Source organism: Bradyrhizobium sp. SZCCHNRI3052 (assembly GCF_032484895.1).
GTDB lineage: Bacteria > Pseudomonadota > Alphaproteobacteria > Rhizobiales > Xanthobacteraceae > Bradyrhizobium.
The window spans coordinates 34,763-50,951 of the sequence record NZ_JAUETW010000015.1; the positions used below are offsets into that span (position 1 = coordinate 34,763).

Sequence of the window (16,189 nt, forward strand, 5' to 3'; positions counted from 1 at the left end):
GCGGTCTACTCGGTCGCGATAGTGGGGCTGATATGGTTACCAATTTGCCCCACACAATCGGCCGAAAGATTACCGGAGCATGAAAGCTTGAGTGGTAATTAGTTCCGCTGCAACCAGCGGGAGGGGTGAGAAGCCCGGGCCGACAGGTATCCGTGGCAATTCGATACCGTTGAGATGAATCCGAAGCGATTCGGCGTTCGGCAGGCGGGCAGCGTCCTCGGCCATCAGGTCAACCACAAGCCCAAGTTTCGCCTCCGACACATGGTCGCAGGCGCGGATTCCAAGGCCGCGGATCTCGATCAGCCCGGCCAGAGCGGGCGCGGGGCTCACCCACATTTCCCCGCCGCGTGTGGCGAGATGAACACGGTCGTCGCCCACCAGAACCGTTGGCGGCAGCTGTCCCGCGCGCCCGGCGAGGATCAGATCGAAGGCGAGTCGGGATTTACCGGAACCGGAGGGGCCCCGGATCAGGACGGCCTGCTCCCCCACCTGGACGGCAGACGCATGGATGCTCGCCGTTTCGTTCGTCACGACGCCGGCAGCCGGACGACGAAGCGAGCCCCGGCCGAGGTCGGATGTCCGTCGGCGTCAACAGGGCCGGGCCGGTTCTCGGCCCAGATCCGCCCGCCATGGGCGTCGATGATCTGCTTGGAGATCGACAGGCCCAGCCCGGAATTCTGGCCAAAGCCCTGGTGCGGCCGGTCGGTATAGAACCGCTCGAAGATGCGCTGCAGGGCGTCCTCGCGAATGCCGGGACCGTCATCATCGACGGTGATCTCGATCTCCGAGCGCACGCGCCGGCAGGTGATGCGCACCTTGCCGCCGGCCGCGGAGAACGATTGCGCGTTCGAGAGAAGGTTGGAGATCACCTGGCCGAGCCGCGAATCATGACCGGGCACCGAGAAGGTGTCGTTGGCGCCGCGGCCCTCGAAGCGGACCTCGACGGTGACGTCGGTTCCGAGCTTGGTCTCGTTGGCGACCGAGGTCAGCGTGTTCAGCAGCCGGCGCAGATCGACCAGGGTCATGTCCTGGCGCTGCAGCTCGGCATCGAGCCGGCTGGCGTCGGAAATGTCGGAGATCAGCCGGTCGAGCCGCTTCACGTCGTGCTCGATCACGGCGAGCAGGCGGGCGCGGCTGTTGTCGTTGCGCGCCAGCGGCAGCGTCTCGACCGCCGAGCGCAGCGAGGTCAGCGGGTTCTTGAGCTCGTGGGCAACATCGGCGGCGAACATCTCGATCGCCTCGATGCGGTTGTAGAGCGCGTCCGTCATGTCGCGCAGCGCCCCGGAGAGATGGCCGATCTCGTCGCGGCGGCGGGTGAAGTCGGGGATCTCGACGCGGGTCTTGATGCGGCGGCGGACCCGCTCGGCACTGTCGGCGAGCCGGCGCACCGGACCGGCGATGGTGCTGGCGAGCAGCAGCGACAGCACGATCATGACGGCGGAGGCGACGCCGCCGACCTTCAGAATGGCAAGACGCTCGGCGGTGACCATCTGGTCGATGTCGTCGCCCTGCGTCGACAGCATCAGGGCGCCGTGGATGGTGCGCGAGCGCTGCACCGACACCGCGACCGAGACGATCACTTCGCCGCGCGAATTGACCCTCACCATGCTGCGCTTCTGGCCCTTCAGCGCGTCGGCGACTTCCTCGTAGCCGTTGCCGTTCTCCGGGCCATATTCGCGGTACAGCGGCAGGTCGCCGCGATTGAGCCAGGTGCGTACCGAGATCAGCGCACGCTCGACGAAGCCGGGCTTCTCGCTCGACGGCGGCGGCAGGTCGAAGCGCAGCACGTTCTCCAGGTTGCGGCTGTCGAGCAGGAGCCCGCCATTCGGATCATAGATGCGCGCGCGCGTCTTGGTCGGCGAGATCAGCGTGCGCAGCACCGGCGCGACGCGTTCCGGATTGATCGGGAAGTCGAGCGGCGAATATTCGTCCGGCGCGCCGTAGCTCTCGCCGGGCTTGAGATCGAGCAGGCGCTCGGGATCGATGGTGATGGTGTTGGTCTGCACCGTGGCCGAGGCGGCGATGGCGCCGGCGATGATCTCGGCCTGCACCAGGAGGCTCTGCGCACGCGCATCGATCAGGCCGGCGCGGAACTGCGACAGGTACAGGATGCTTGCAACCAGTGCGAGCAGGCCGGCGATGTTCAGCGAGACGATGCGGCGGGTGAGGCTCGAGAACGACAGCGCGAACAGGAACTGTCCGGCGCGGCGCAGCCAGCTCAGCGGACGCTGCCAGCCGGAGACGTGCGGGGTCTCGTCCGCCGCCTCGGACGCGATCGCGGCGGCGGCGTCGTGGGCGTTCACGGCTGGGTCAAGCTGCGTGCGATCGAGCAATGTGAGTGCTCCGATTCCGAATTTCGTAGGGGTTGTGCGGCGAATTCCCGTGAGAACTCGACTTGCCGCACCCGAATTCGCCGCAACAATGGCCCCGTTCCGGCATCTGCGCTCGGACAAACGCGCAGGAGGCGTAGCCTATCCAATCGAGACCGCGACGTCAGCGCGCAATTTCGCATGACGTCGCGCAAGGCAATGCTTCAGGTCCCTTGCCGCAGGGCTTCAGGTTTCCTTGAAGCGATATCCGACGCCGTAGAGGGTCTCGATCATCTCGAACTCCTCGTCGACCATCTTGAACTTCTTGCGCAGCCGCTTGATGTGGCTGTCGATGGTGCGGTCGTCGACATAGACTTGGTCGTCATAGGCCGCGTCCATCAGCGCATTGCGGCTCTTGACCACGCCCGGACGTTGCGCCAGCGCCTGCAGGATCAGGAACTCGGTGACGGTCAGCGTGACCGGCTCGTTCTTCCAGGTGCAGGTGTGACGCTCCGGATCCATGCGCAGCAGGCCGCGATCGAGCGCCTTGGCGTCGTTCTCCTTCGGCAGAGCCGTCGGATCCTTCGGCTGCGAGCGGCGCAGCACGGCCTTGACGCGCTCCACCAGCAGGCGCTGCGAGAACGGTTTGCGGATGAAGTCGTCCGCGCCCATCTTCAGGCCGAACAGCTCGTCGATCTCCTCGTCCTTGGAGGTGAGGAAGATCACCGGCAGGTCGGACTTCTGGCGCAGCCGCCGCAGCGTCTCCATGCCGTCCATGCGCGGCATCTTGATGTCGAGGATGGCGAGGTCAGGCTGGCTGGTCCGAAAACCGTCGAGCGCCGACGCACCATCGGTATAGGTCATGATCCGATAACCCTCGGCCTCGAGCGCGATGGAGACGGATGTCAGAATGTTGCGGTCGTCATCGACCAAGGCGATTGTGGGCATGAGCCTGCTTTCAGAGTCTGGTTACGCCGAGACTTCGAGAATCAAGATAAGGGCCGCGTATTTGGGCTTCGAACATGGTCAACGAGCAATGCAAGCTGGGCTGAAGTGTGACCGAGTTCCACAAATACCATGGCAAAGTCTTGTGCCGCGCCCAGGTTTGTGGCCCGTTTAGCCGAAAAAAGGCCTTCATTGCAACTGGATGGACGAGGGAAAAGACGATGTCTGCGAGCTTTAACCCTAACCGCGTGACGCAATCCCTGCTGCGCCGAAGCCGGCAGGGCGCACTTGCGACCTTGATGGTTGGGTCGGGCGATCCCTACTGCTCCCTCGTCAACGTCGCCACCGCGTCCGATGGTGCTCCGATCATCCTGATCTCGCGATTAGCTGTACACACCAGGAATGTACTTGCCGATTCGCGCGTATCGCTGATGCTCGACGAACGGGCGCCGGGCGATCCGCTCGAGGGAACTCGCATCATGCTGTCGGGCAAGGCCGAGCAGGCCACCGACGACAATCGCGAGATGATGCGCCGTCGGTATCTCAATGCGCATCCGTCCGCTGCGGACTATGCGGATTTCGCCGACTTCTCGTTCTTCGTGATTCGTCCGTCAGGCGCGCATCTCGTCGCCGGATTCGGCCGCATCGTCGATCTCAAGCCCGAGCAGTTTCTCACGGATATCTCCGATGCTGATGAACTGATTCTGGCAGAGCAGGGCGCTGTCGATCACATGAACGAAGATCACCGTGAGGCGCTCGCCCTCTACGCGACGAAGCTGCTCGGCGCCGAAGCCGCGGAGTGGCGGTGTAGCGGCTGTGACCCGGAAGGATTGGATCTGATGGCCGACGGCAAGACGCTACGGCTCGGGTTTCCCGAGCGCGTAACCACGCCCGGGGCGTTGCGCAAGATGCTTGTGCGGCTTGCTGACGAGGCACGCGCGAAGTGAGGTGTAGTTCGAGCCCGCTTTGATGGCTGTGCTCATCCTCTCGTGACGAAAGACGACAAAGTTCACGCATGAACGCAGTTGCGGTGAAGCTCGATGAGTACGCTCCCTGTCCAGCGGAGGGCAAGCGCCGCGCAAACCCATGGCGTGGGCGCGAGTGAGCTCGTTGACGTCGCGGCCGGGCGAAGTCGGGATTATGTGATCCCGCAAGCGCGAGGCAATCGTGAATGGAAGCTGGCTGATCGGGTGGGCGACGACACGGCTGATCACCGACGCATTCCGTCGGCTCGGGCGGCGTCCCTTGATCGGTTGCAGCGAGGCGGTGCGACGGGCGTTGGCCGGATGCTCGGTCTTCGCCTTGGTCTTCGCTTGCCGGCGCGAATTCGTCGATTTGAGCGTCGTTCGTCGTTCTCGTGAAACCCAACCGCGCTGATATATCTGTTGCGTTGCAGCAACTCAGCGGGGCGCAGGCGGCTGCTGCTGGAATGTGCATGGAGCGGCAAAACATGAGCTACGTACATCACGGTTTGCCAATAACCAATTGGGCCGGATCGTCTTGGCAAGACCAGCGTTGATCAGTATTAGGTCGGCGACCGCGCTTCGATAAGGCGATGTAACGGCAACGGTCACCGCGCAACGCGCGCGACTGCGCGCAACAGATGCGGGCTCTCAGGAGGGATCTTCGTGCAAGAGACGGGTATTCGCAACGGCGCCTTCGGTGCCGACAAGTTCGGCTTAAAGAACCTCAAGCAGGTGCACTGGAATCTCGGCGCTCCCCAGCTCTATCAGTATTCGCTGGCGGCGGGCGAGGCGGTGCTGTCGGCCGACGGGGCGCTGTGCGCGGATACTGGCGAGTTCACCGGCCGCAGCCCGAAGGACAAGTTCACGGTGCGTGACGCCTCCACCGAAAAGATGTGGTGGGCGGGCAACCAGGCGATCACGCCCGCGCAGTTCGAGGCGCTGCATCAGGACTTCATCAAGCACGCCGAAGGCAAGACCCTGTTTGCGCAGGATCTCTATGGCGGCGCCGATCCGAGCTTCCGCATCAAGACGCGCGTCTTCACCGAACTTGCCTGGCATTCGCTGTTCATCCGCACGCTTCTGATCCGCCCCGAGAAGATCGAGCTCGACACCTTCGTGCCGGAGCTCACGATCATCGACATGCCGAGCTTCCGTGCCGACCCGAAACGCCACGGCGTGCGCTCGCAGAACGTCGTCGCGATCGATTTCGCCCGCAAGATCGTCCTGATCGGCGGGTCCTATTATGCCGGCGAGATGAAGAAGAGCGTGTTCACCACGCTCAACTACTACCTGCCCGAACGCGGCGTGATGCCGATGCACTGCTCGGCCAATGTCGGTTCGAACGGCGACACCGCTGTCTTCTTCGGCCTGTCCGGCACCGGCAAGACGACGCTGTCGGCCGATCCGAACCGCACCTTGATCGGCGACGACGAGCATGGCTGGGGACCGTCCGGCGTGTTCAACTTCGAGGGCGGCTGCTACGCCAAGTGCATCAAGCTGTCGCAGGAAGCCGAGCCGCAGATCTATGCGGCGTCGACCCGGTTTGGTGCGGTGCTCGAGAACGTCGTGCTCGATGAGGATACGCGCGTTCCCGATTTCGACGACGGCTCCAAGACGGAGAACACCCGCTCGGCCTATCCGCTCGACTACATCCCGAACGCCTCGCGCACCGGCCGCGCGCCGCATCCGAAGAACGTCGTGATGCTCGCCGCCGACGCCTTCGGCGTGCTGCCGCCGATCGCAAAGCTCTCGCCGGCGCAGGCGATGTACCACTTCCTGTCCGGCTACACCGCCAAGGTCGCGGGCACCGAGCGCGGCTTGGGCTCCGAGCCGCAGCCGGAATTCTCGACCTGCTTCGGCTCGCCGTTCCTGCCGCTCGATCCGTCCGTCTACGGCAACATGCTGCGGCAGCTGATCGCCGAGCACAATGTCGACTGCTGGCTGGTCAACACCGGCTGGACCGGCGGCAAGTATGGCACGGGCTCGCGCATGCCGATCAAGGTGACGCGCGCGCTGCTGACGGCGGCGCTCGACGGCAGCTTGCGCAACGTCGAGTTCCGCACCGACAAATATTTCGGTTTCGCGGTGCCGACCGCGCTGCCGGGCGTGCCGACCGAGATCCTCGACCCGGTCAACACCTGGAAGGACAAGGCCGAGTTCGACAAGACTGCGCGCGCGCTGGTCGGCATGTTCCAGAAGAATTTTGCCAAGTTCGAAGCCCAGGTCGATGCCGAGGTCCGTAACGCCGCGCCGGATCTGAAGCTGGCGGCGGAGTAGGGCTGCAAACGTCAAGGGGGCGGTCGCGTTGCGGCTGACCCCACATTTTCCCGCTCCGCCCCGTTCAATGCACGAGAGGCGCGAGCTCAAGCCATACCCACAGCTGTCGTCCCGGCTCAAGGCCGGGACGACGCCGTTTTCTTGGCTTGCGTCCCGGCTTTCACGCCTTGAAATACGCGATCTGCGTCGTCGTCGCGAGCAGCCGGCCGGACGGCGACCATAGCTCGCCGTGTTGGTCCTGGTAGCTGCGGTTGAACACCTTGGCGTCTGCGGTCGCGAGCACGTGCGTGATGTCCTCGGCCGCGAGCTCGTCCCGGCTGACGTGGAAATAGGTCGTCAGCGACACCGTGCCGAACGGCACCAGCTCGCCGCGGGCGTGGAAGACGCGACCGAAGAAGGCGTCCGACATCGATAGCACCGACAGGCAGTCGAGCTTGCGCGGCTTGCGGTCGGAGATCCACAGCCGGGAATAGCTGCTGTGCGGCTCCCCCGACGACGATGCACCAAACGTTGGACGGCCCTCGATGAAGCGGAAATCGTACTGCTTGGTCCAGGACATGTTCGTGTCGGGATGTCGCTTGACCTGATCGAACGGCGGCGCCTCGGGCTTTGTGGCCGGCTGATGCGACCAGGACGGCCGGCGCTCGGCGAACACGGCGGTGGCGAGCGTCGCCGCGTCAGAGTCGCCCTGGCTCAGCTCGACGCACCAATGCTGCGAGGAGCGGTTGGCCTTCACCAGCCGCACGTCGAGATCGAACGGCCCTTCCGCGATCGGCGCGCAATAGTTCACCGTCACCGCCAGCGGATCGCCCTGAATTTGCGGATGCTGGATCAACGCGCGCAGCACGGTCGCCGCCGTGACGCCGCCAAACGGGCCGACGAACGCCCAGTAATCCGGGCTGGTCCGTCCCTGCCAGCGGCTGTCGCCGGCGGTGACGCGGGTGGCCTCGTCGAACAGGTGAGCTGGCGGTTCGGTCATGCATTCCTCCCGACGGTCATCGTATGATGGCCGTCAGATGAAACGCAATGGAAGGCCTCTGCAATGACGTCATGGGTCATTGCTGAAGGCGAGGGGAAGGGCCCGTCACGCCCGCTGCGCTTGCACCGGCGCCATCGCCAGTCCGACCGGCACGTTCCAGATGTCGTCGGCATATTCGCGGATGGTGCGGTCGGAGGAGAACCAGGCCATGCGCGCGACGTTGAGGATCGAGGCGCGGGTCCAGGCCGGCACGGTCTGCCAGCGTGCATCGATGCCGCGCTGGGCCTCGTAGTAGGAATCGAAATCGGCCGAGACCATGTAGTGGTCGAGATGGCGCAGCGCATGGGCGATCGGCTCGAACCGGCCGGGTTCGTCCGGCGAGAACGCGCCGGACGCGATCGCATCGATCGCGCGCGCCAGCCGCGGTGACCGGTGGATCACGTCGGTCGCGTCCAGCCCCTGCTTGCGGCGGAGCATGACCTCGTCGGCCTCCATGCCGAAGATCGCGATGTTGTCGGCGCCGACATTGTCGCGGATCTCGATATTGGCGCCGTCCAGCGTGCCGATGGTAAGCGCGCCGTTCAGCGCCAGCTTCATGTTGCCGGTGCCGGACGCCTCCATGCCGGCGGTCGAGATCTGCTCGGACAGGTCGGCGGCGGGAATGATCGTTTCCGCCAGGCTGACATTGTAGTCGGCCATGAACACGACCTTCAGCTTGCCGCCGATCGCGGGATCGTTATTGACGACCTCCGCGACGTCGTTGATCAGCTTGATGATCAGCTTGGCATAGCGGTAGCTCGCCGCCGCCTTGCCGGCGAAGATTTTCACCCGCGGCACCCAGTTGGCTTGCGGGTCGTCCTTCATGTCCAGATACAGCGCCACCGCTTCGAGGATGTTCAGGAGCTGGCGCTTGTATTCGTGGATGCGCTTGATCTGCACGTCGAACAGCGCGCCCGGATCGAGGCGCACGTTCATGCGCTCGCCGATCAGACGCGCCAGCTGCACCTTGTTGTGGTGCTTCACCGCGCGGAACTTCTGGTGGAAGCCGGCGTCGGCGACGTAGCTCTCGAGGCTCGAGAGCAAGGTCGGATCGTCGACGACGGCGTCGCCGCAGGCCTCGCGCAAGAGGTTCGTCAGCTTGGGATTGGCCAGCATCAGCCAGCGGCGGAAAGTGATGCCGTTGGTCTTGTTGGTGATGCGGCCGGGATAGAGATGATTGAGATCGTGGAACACGGTCTCCTTCATCAGGTCGGAATGCATCGCCGAGACGCCGTTGATGCGGTGCGAGCCGACGAAGGCGAGCTGGCCCATGCGCACGCGGCGGCCGCTCTTCTCGTCGATCAGGGACACCGAGGCGCGGTAGTCGATGTCACCCGGTGCGCGCTGCTCGGCGAGCGCGAGATGCTGCGCATTGATGCGATAGATGATCTCGAGATGGCGCGGCAGCAGCCGCTCGAACAGCTCGACCGGCCAGGTCTCGAGCGCTTCGGGCAGCAGCGTGTGGTTGGTATAGGACAAGGTCGCGATGGTGATCTTCCACGCCTCGTCCCAGCGGAAATTGTGCAGGTCGACCAGGATCCGCATCAGCTCGGCCACGGCGAGCGAGGGGTGCGTGTCGTTGAGCTGCACCGCGGCCTTCTGCGCCAGGCTGCGCAACTGGCCGTCGGAGCCGAGATGGCGCTTGACGAGATCTTGCAGCGAAGCCGAGACGAAGAAATATTCCTGGCGCAGCCGCAGCTCGCGTCCCGCCGGGCTCTCGTCGTTCGGATACAGGAATTTGCAGATCGCCTCGGCGCGCGCTTCTTCTGCCGAGGCGCCGAGATAGTCGCCGGAGTTGAACACGTCGAGCTTCAGCGGATCGGGCGAGCGCGCCGACCATAGCCTGAGCGCATTCACGTGCTGGCCGCGCCAGCCGACGATCGGCGTGTCATAGGCCACCGCCTGCACGGTCTCGCCGGGATGCCAGATCGCGCGGGCCCGGCCCTTGTCGTCGATGTGCTCGACGCCGCCGCCGAAATGAACGTGATAGACCACCTCGGGGCGCTGGAACTCCCAGGGATTGCCGAACGACAGCCAGACGTCGGGATATTCGTGCTGCCAGCCGTCGACGATGACCTGGCGGAACAGGCCGAAATCATAGCGGATGCCGTAGCCGATCGCCGGGATCTGCAAGGTCGACATGCTCTCCATGAAGCAGGCCGCGAGCCGGCCGAGGCCGCCATTGCCGAGCGCGGCATCGGGCTCGCATTTGCGCAGGTCCATCAGGCCGACGCCGAGATCGCCGAGCGCGGTCTCGAACACCTTCATCAGACCCATATTGTTGAGCGCGTCGGTGAACAGCCGGCCGATCAGGAATTCGAGGCTGAGATAATAGACCCGCTTGCGCCCGGCATCGTAGCTCTCCTTGTCCGCGGTCAGCCAGCGATGCACGATGCGGTCGCGCAAGGTCAGCGCCGCGGCGTGGTACCAGTCCTGCTGCGTCGCCTGGCTCGCCTCCTTGCCGATGGCGAGGCGAAGCTTGGCCAGGATGTCGCTCTTGATCTCCGCGACCGCCAATTCGTCGACGGGCTGGCCGGTGCTTACGAAGCTGCGCTGGGACGGCTGATCTGTCACCTTGGAAACCTGTGATGCTACGAGGAACCGGTAAAAGCATACGATGGTTGCGCGCGGTCCGAAACCCGGGGAAAGGCTGGTCCGCACAGCAAGGTGATGGAAAATGATGCAAAAACGGGGCCGGAGTTCCGGGGGCGGAACGCGCTAGGATGGTGCAGGTGCGTCGTGGAGTTGAGGGCTCTCCCCATCGTCATCCCGGCGAAAGCCGGGATCCAGGCTCACGTTGTGAGGCGAGCGACGAACATCTGCTCGATCCGACGGCGCCAATCCGGCTCGTATTCCGCGTTCATGCCTTCGGCCCGCAGTACGGCCGCGGCGAACGCCTGCGGAGAGGGCGGTTGGCCGTCCAGCATCAGGTCGTCCGCGGTGAGGCGGCTGCAAAAGCCCCAGTCCACGCATAGGTCGCGCAGCAGCCAGTCGAGACGCTTGCGCAGGGCTGCATCGGTTTCGGTGTTGGAATTCTCCATGAGAGCGGCGCGCCTCCTTTGAGAAGGGATGGACAATCGGCCAGGAACAAATTAAGAACAATTTAGCAAGCGATCGTTATCCTGACAGCGATTTGATCCGCCAGCCCCCGGCATCAGTGCATCCCGCGAGGACACCCATGTCCAATATCGCCTTCGATCCCCTGGCCCTGACCCGCATTGCCGACTTCGCGCGCAGCCTGACGCGGCTGCACAAGGCCGCGCGGCGGCGGGCCGTCGACGACGACCAGATCGACCGCGCGTTCAATGCGGTGTGCATGTCGGTCTGGGGCTACACCACCGACGACATTTCCGACGATCTGTTCTCGGCCACCGACCACACCTTTCTCGATGGCCTCGACGAGGCGCGGGCGCGCATCTTCGCCGCCGAGCAGGGCTACGACCTGGTCGACGACGAGGGCATGCTGACCGATTGGTGGGGCTTCTGCTGGATGATCCTGGCCGAGAAACGCGGCCTGCTGACGCCGGACAACCGCGCCGCCGCGCGGGCGGCGATCGAGGAGAAATATCTGGAAGCGCCGAACGTCATCGGCGTGATCGTCGCGCGCTAGGTCAGCATTCCGTCATTGCGAGCGCAGCGAAGCAATCCAGGGTGGTGTGTCGGGACTCTGGATTGCTTCGCTCGCCCGCAATGACGAGTCCCCGGGCTCAATCCACATCCGCGCGCTTGGCGCGGCCGGTGGCCGGCTTCGGCGCGATCGTCAGCGGCGGCGCGACGCTGACATTGCTGGCGCTGGCCTCCGGCGGCGGCATCGCGGCGAGCGCATCGGCCGCCAGCATCTCGGCGCGCACCGGTGCGACCTTCATCTCGCTCAGCTTGGCCCGCATGTCCGAGTTCAGCCCGGGATAGGAGGCGACCGGCTTGAAATCGGCCGGCTGGCCGCCGCTGCCGCGCGTGCCCGAATAGGCGACGAGGCCGTCGCTGGTGGCGACGACGTCGCCGGGGCGCAGCGAGGTGTCGAGCGACAGGTCGACCGGCGCCAGCCCGGCCGGATCGCGGCCGTTGCAGGTGCAGTCGGCGCGCAGCGCCTGGCGATAGGCGAACGCGTTCTCGCTGTCGGCATAGCGCTCGCCGTTCGCCGCCGTGGCGTAGTCGATGTTGGAGCCGAAATAGATCCTGGTCGGGCTGGCCGGGCAGAACGCCTGGCACATCTGGGCCGGCGAGGCGAGGCCCCGCGTCAACGGAAAATAGCGGCCGTCGCAGGTGCGCACGCAGAACGCTGCGCCCGATCCGCCGCTCGCGGTGCGCGGCTGGGCGGGGGCCTGCGGGTTGGTGCCGAACGGATCGGCGAAGAAGCCGCCTTGCGCCGGCCGCTGCGATTGCGGCTTGTTGAAGCCGCCGAACAGGAAGTCGAACAGGCCCTGGGCCGACGCCATTCGCGGCGCCAGCGCGCCGGCCGCGACGAGGCCGACCGTCGCCGCGACAGCGACGTGGCGGGACCTCCGCCGAAACGACAACACGCTACGCAACGCCCGCTCCATCGCCAGGATCTTCACCGCAAAGCCACGCCGTGACGCGGCAACCCGCGTCGCTCGATCATGTGCGATCGAACGCGCCTTGCCCAAGGCATGGCGCCATCAGCTTTGCGGTAACCTTAACGGGCGTTGGTAAATGAGCGGTATGCGCGGGTCGCGAATTGCGCCGCGCGCCAGGCGCCTCAGAGGAATTCGTGCGCCTTGTAGAGCGCCCGGAACGGCAGGCCGGCCTGGGCGAAGGTCTCGGCGGCGCCTTCCTCGCGGTCGACCATGGTGAACACCAGCGCCACCTCGGCGCCGGCCTCGCGCAGGGTTTCCACCGCCTTCATCGCCGAGCCGCCGGTGGTGGTGACGTCCTCGACCACGACGATGCGTTTTCCCGCCAGGGTCTCGTCGCGGGTCAGGCCTTCGATCGCGAGCCTGGCGCCGTGCTCCTTCGGCTTCTTGCGGACGAAGAAGGCCGCGATCGGATGGCCCTTGATCCAGGAGATCTGGGCGATCGCGCCGGCGAGCGGCACCGCGCCCATCTCCAGGCCGCCGATATAATCGAAGCCCTCGTCCTTCAGCGCCTCATAGGTGAGCTCGGCGAGCAAGGTGGCGCCCTCCGGGTCCATCATGGTCGGCTTCAGGTTGAAATAGAAATCGCTCTTGCGGCCGGAGGCCAGCGTGACCTCGCCACGGCCGAACGAGCGCCTGCGGATGATCTCGAGGAGGCGGGCGCGGGAGGCGGATTTGGACACGGCGTTTCCCCTGAGGGTGGATTCTTGGGTGGCGCAATCTATCGGGGGCGGGCGGCGGAGACCAGCCGCCACGATGTCCCATCAACAACGGTACGTTTGAAGCCGGATGCAGTTTCGAGCTAATGGGAGCCCGCGACCAAGCAAGGACGGTTGGGAAGGATGCCCCGCATGACGATCGAGCTGTACACCTGGAACACCCCAAACGGGCGCAAAATCTCGGTCGCGCTGGAGGAGATGGGGCTGCCCTACCGCGTCGTTCCGGTCGACATCACCAAGGGCGCCCAGATGGCGCCGGAATTCCTGGCGATCAGCCCCAACAACAAGATCCCGGCGATCGTCGATCCCGACGGCCCCGACGGCAAGCCGGTCAGCGTGTTCGAATCCGGCGCCATCCTGCTCTACCTGGCTGAGAAGACCGGCCAGTTCCTGCCGAAATCCCTCGCCGAGCGGATCCCGGTCTATGAATGGCTGATGTGGCAGATGGGCGGTTTCGGCCCGATGCCCGGCCAGGTGCACCATTTCATCGCGCTGACCAACGAACAGGACCGTGCCTACGGGCTCAAGCGCTACATGGCCGAGACGGTCCGGCTCTATGGCGTGCTCGACCGCCGGCTGGCGCAGCACGAGTTCGTCGCAGGCGCTCTCTCGATCGCCGACTTCGCCATCGTCGGCTGGGCCTGGCGCCACCCGCGCCACAAGGTGGATCTCGCCGACTTCCCGAACGTCAAGCGCTGGTACGATACCCTGATGGCCCGCCCCGCCGTGAAGCGCGGCATGGAAGCGAAGCTGGACTGAGAAGCTCATCGGCCGTTCCTTGCCGACGATGACTTCCGAGATCTTTCGGCACGCGCGGTGCCCCCTCTCCCGCTCTCGTCCGCCTTTGCCGAGAGGCTTCGGCGGACAAGGCGGGGGAGCCGATGGAAATCACCCCCGCCGCGCCTCCAGCGCCATGCGCACCGCAAGTCCCGCGAGCACCGTGCCCATCAGATAGCGCTGCACGAGCGCCCAGCTCGGCCGTGTCGCCAGGAACAGCGCAATCGATCCTGCCGCCATGGCGATCATGGCGTTGACGCCGATGCTGATCACGATCTGGATCGCGCCAAGCACCATCGACTGCGTCAGCACGCTGCCAACAGCGGGATCGACGAACTGCGGCAGCAGCGCCAGATACAGCATCGCGATCTTCGGGTTCAGCAGATTGGTGACGAGCCCCATCAGGAACAGCCTGCGCGGGCTGTCGATGGCGAGCGTCCTCACCTGGAAGGGCGAGCGTCCACCCGGCTTCACCGCCTGCCACGCCAGATAGAGCAGGTAGGCAGCGCCGGCGAGGCGCAGCGCGTCATAGGCGAACGGCACGGCAAACAGCAGCGCCGTGATGCCGAACGCCGCCGCCAGCATGTAGACCAGAAAGCCGACGGCAACGCCGCCGAGCGAGACCAGGCCCGCGACGTGACCCTGCGTGATCGCGCGCGAGATCAGATAGATCATGTTCGGCCCTGGTGTCAGCACCATGCCGAGCGAGACGAGGGCGAAGGCGAGCAGGGATGATGTGTGCGGCATCACTGGTTCGATGATCGGGATCTCTGCCGCTGCTTTAGCGCGGACGATCACGCATCGTCATCCGGTCAATTGCACCGAGAGCAATCAGCCCGCCGCCGGCGGCGCGACGTCCAGCGCAGGCAGCGGTCTGCCGGAGCGGTCGAACACACCGGCGATGCTCAACGCCAGCAGGATCAGCAGAATGGCCGCCGCGAGCGGCACGGAGTGCCCGATCATGGCGAGCAGGCAGGCTCCCAGCGCAATCACGAGGCCGATCTCCAGCGGCGCGATCGGCTCGCCGGCGTCGCTCCGCGCCTTCCAGTGGATCGCAATCCCCGCCGCCACCATCGGCATGTCATAGATCATCGCATAGGGCGTGGCGATGATGCTGCCGACCGCGACCAGCGCGATCGCCTGCTGCGTTGAGCCGCGTCGCCAGGCATCCCAGACCATCACGACGACGGAGCAGGACAACAGGAGCTGAACCAGGTAGCCGATCGGCGGCGGCGCGCCGAGCGCGTGCAAGCCAGCGATGACCGTCGGCATCATGTGATCGAGGCTGACCTGGTTGGCCTGCAATTGCGCCTGATAGCTCGGAAATTTCACGATCCATTCGAGCCAGATCCACGGATCGAGCGCAGCGCAGGTGACGACCGCGACGATCACGGTCGTGGCGATGGCCGAGAGGATGGCGCGCCAGTTGCGTGACGCCAGCAGCACGACCGGCATCAGCAGCACGAATTGTGGCTTGTAGGCGAGCAGGCCGAGCAGCGTGCCGGCAACGATCGGGTGGCACGCGAGCAGGCGCAATCCGCCGATCAGCAAGGCCGCCGACAGGAAACCGTTCTGGCCGGTGATCGCGTTGATGAGCGTGGTTGGCGCCGCGAGCAGCGCCAGAGAGGTTAACGTGCGCCAATCGCGCCCCAGCGTCGCCAGGCCATAAAGCGCGAAGGTGACCGAGATCCAGCAGACATAGGCTACCGGCAGCGCCAGCATGCCCAGGGGTATCAGCACCAGCAGGAAGGTCGGCGGATAGGGATAGGGAAAGCCGCCGCCGCCCAGCGTCGGATCCAGCGTCTGCTGATAGCGCGCGAGCGCAACCGGATCGTAGATGCCGGCGCCGGACAGCGCGGCAAATCTGCCGAACGACCATAGCCCGAAGAAGTCGCCAAACGCCGGCTGCGGCGACGACAGCGCCCAGCCGACGAGATAGGCGCCGTTGTAGAGCGCCATCGCGACCAGCAGGATCAGCACCGCGCGCCGGTCGCGCGTCTTGGGGTGAGCTGCGGATGAGGTCGCGGTCATGGAGCTCTTCGTTCGCGCCCTCGGCGCAGTCGTGGCATGGGGATGATCGGAGCTGTCAGCGATCGCTCGCGTGCGGTGCCTCTCCAACCTTGCCAGGGTGCGCTGCACGTCGTGTTACCGTCCGTCCATCCGGCCAGGCGCGATCTCATCGTGCCTAACGAGGGGTAAAATCGCCGCGTTCCGAGTGACCGTGAACAGGGGACGGCGTCATCGCTCGGAATCGGCCAACGCGCTCGTCAAGATTTATATTGCTATTTTTCCGAAGTCATGCTCTATTCAGCGCATCCCGTCCTCATGCAGAGGGGCGTACGCGTCGTCACGATACGTTGAGGCGGGGAGCGGTGGCCGCGGGCCTGTCAGGTGCTGATGCGCTGGACGATTGGCAGCTCGCGGACGTTCAAGCCGTGTGGTCCTGGCGCCCCGAAGCTGGCGCCAAGCCTGCGTGACATCACGTGTCGCGCTGGTGACGGGGGCAAACAAGCCGGTCCCCGGGGAGAGCGCGGAGCAGACGTTAAGCCCATCGCGCAGGGAGGGCCGGGTCTGTCCGGCTGAACCT

Annotated in this window: 14 protein-coding genes; 4 read left to right on the plus strand and 10 right to left on the minus strand. The window is 65.3% G+C overall.

All coding sequences use genetic code 11. From position 1 onward, the window contains the following. Positions 1–69: 69 nt before the first annotated feature. The 3 genes from QW887_RS29715 to QW887_RS29725 all read right to left on the minus strand — a co-directional run bounded on the left by QW887_RS29715 (position 70) and on the right by QW887_RS29725 (position 3,257). The gene (locus QW887_RS29715) at positions 70–531 is read right to left on the minus strand and encodes an HPr kinase/phosphatase C-terminal domain-containing protein (protein ID WP_316195668.1); all 462 of its coding nucleotides are present in this window, start codon (positions 529–531) and stop codon (positions 70–72) included. Continuing rightward, positions 528–2,333: a sensor histidine kinase gene (locus tag QW887_RS29720; protein WP_316174523.1), complete on the minus strand. Its 1,806-nt coding sequence runs from the start codon at positions 2,331–2,333 to the stop codon at positions 528–530. Before QW887_RS29720 ends, QW887_RS29715 begins: the two co-directional genes overlap by 4 nt. 222 nt (positions 2,334–2,555) lie before the next feature. Then, on the minus strand, positions 2,556–3,257 hold the full coding sequence (locus QW887_RS29725; RefSeq protein WP_006611449.1) for a response regulator transcription factor: 702 nt from the start codon (positions 3,255–3,257) through the stop codon (positions 2,556–2,558). A gap of 218 nt (positions 3,258–3,475) precedes the next feature. Between QW887_RS29725 and QW887_RS29730 the strand changes: the two genes are divergently transcribed. After that, positions 3,476–4,201 carry a HugZ family protein gene (locus QW887_RS29730; RefSeq protein WP_316195737.1) on the plus strand — a complete coding sequence of 242 codons (726 nt, stop codon included), beginning with the start codon at positions 3,476–3,478 and terminating at the stop codon, positions 4,199–4,201. A 681-nt stretch (positions 4,202–4,882) separates the two neighbouring features. Next, the gene (locus QW887_RS29735; protein WP_316167255.1) at positions 4,883–6,496 is read left to right on the plus strand and encodes a phosphoenolpyruvate carboxykinase; all 1,614 of its coding nucleotides are present in this window, start codon (positions 4,883–4,885) and stop codon (positions 6,494–6,496) included. Between the two features lie 160 nt (positions 6,497–6,656). Here the strand turns inward: QW887_RS29735 and QW887_RS29740 are convergent, their stop codons facing one another. From QW887_RS29740 to QW887_RS29750, 3 genes are all read right to left on the minus strand, one after another. Further along, the gene (locus QW887_RS29740) at positions 6,657–7,475 is read right to left on the minus strand and encodes a thioesterase family protein (protein ID WP_316174525.1); all 819 of its coding nucleotides are present in this window, start codon (positions 7,473–7,475) and stop codon (positions 6,657–6,659) included. A 105-nt stretch (positions 7,476–7,580) separates the two neighbouring features. Continuing rightward, positions 7,581–10,088 (minus strand): glycogen/starch/alpha-glucan phosphorylase, encoded by a 2,508-nt coding sequence (locus QW887_RS29745; RefSeq protein WP_316195670.1) that lies wholly within the window; start codon positions 10,086–10,088, stop codon positions 7,581–7,583. Between the two features lie 218 nt (positions 10,089–10,306). Then, a complete protein-coding gene (locus QW887_RS29750; protein ID WP_315752226.1) occupies positions 10,307–10,555 on the minus strand; it encodes a hypothetical protein in 249 nt (82 codons plus the stop codon). A gap of 137 nt (positions 10,556–10,692) precedes the next feature. Here QW887_RS29750 and QW887_RS29755 point away from each other — a divergent pair, with 137 nt between their 5' ends. Then, positions 10,693–11,124: a hypothetical protein gene (locus QW887_RS29755; protein ID WP_315715329.1), complete on the plus strand. Its 432-nt coding sequence runs from the start codon at positions 10,693–10,695 to the stop codon at positions 11,122–11,124. Between the two features lie 97 nt (positions 11,125–11,221). On the opposite strand, the gene QW887_RS29760 is transcribed toward QW887_RS29755, so the two are convergent. Together QW887_RS29760 and pyrE are read right to left on the minus strand one after the other, a co-directional pair. Next, complete coding sequence (locus QW887_RS29760; RefSeq protein WP_315752225.1) at positions 11,222–12,043, minus strand: DUF2865 domain-containing protein; 822 nt, start codon at positions 12,041–12,043, stop codon at positions 11,222–11,224. Positions 12,044–12,231: 188 nt separating this feature from the next. Next, positions 12,232–12,789 carry an orotate phosphoribosyltransferase gene (gene pyrE, locus QW887_RS29765; RefSeq protein WP_315752224.1) on the minus strand — a complete coding sequence of 186 codons (558 nt, stop codon included), beginning with the start codon at positions 12,787–12,789 and terminating at the stop codon, positions 12,232–12,234. Between the two features lie 168 nt (positions 12,790–12,957). Here pyrE and QW887_RS29770 point away from each other — a divergent pair, with 168 nt between their 5' ends. Further along, complete coding sequence (locus QW887_RS29770; RefSeq protein ID WP_315715332.1) at positions 12,958–13,584, plus strand: glutathione S-transferase family protein; 627 nt, start codon at positions 12,958–12,960, stop codon at positions 13,582–13,584. Positions 13,585–13,713: 129 nt separating this feature from the next. On the opposite strand, the gene QW887_RS29775 is transcribed toward QW887_RS29770, so the two are convergent. Both QW887_RS29775 and QW887_RS29780 read right to left on the minus strand, forming a co-directional pair. Beyond that, positions 13,714–14,349: a LysE family translocator gene (locus tag QW887_RS29775; RefSeq protein ID WP_315752222.1), complete on the minus strand. Its 636-nt coding sequence runs from the start codon at positions 14,347–14,349 to the stop codon at positions 13,714–13,716. 84 nt (positions 14,350–14,433) lie between these two features. Beyond that, positions 14,434–15,633 (minus strand): glycosyltransferase family 87 protein, encoded by a 1,200-nt coding sequence (locus tag QW887_RS29780; RefSeq protein WP_315752221.1) that lies wholly within the window; start codon positions 15,631–15,633, stop codon positions 14,434–14,436. Between the last annotated feature and the right edge of the window lie 556 nt (positions 15,634–16,189).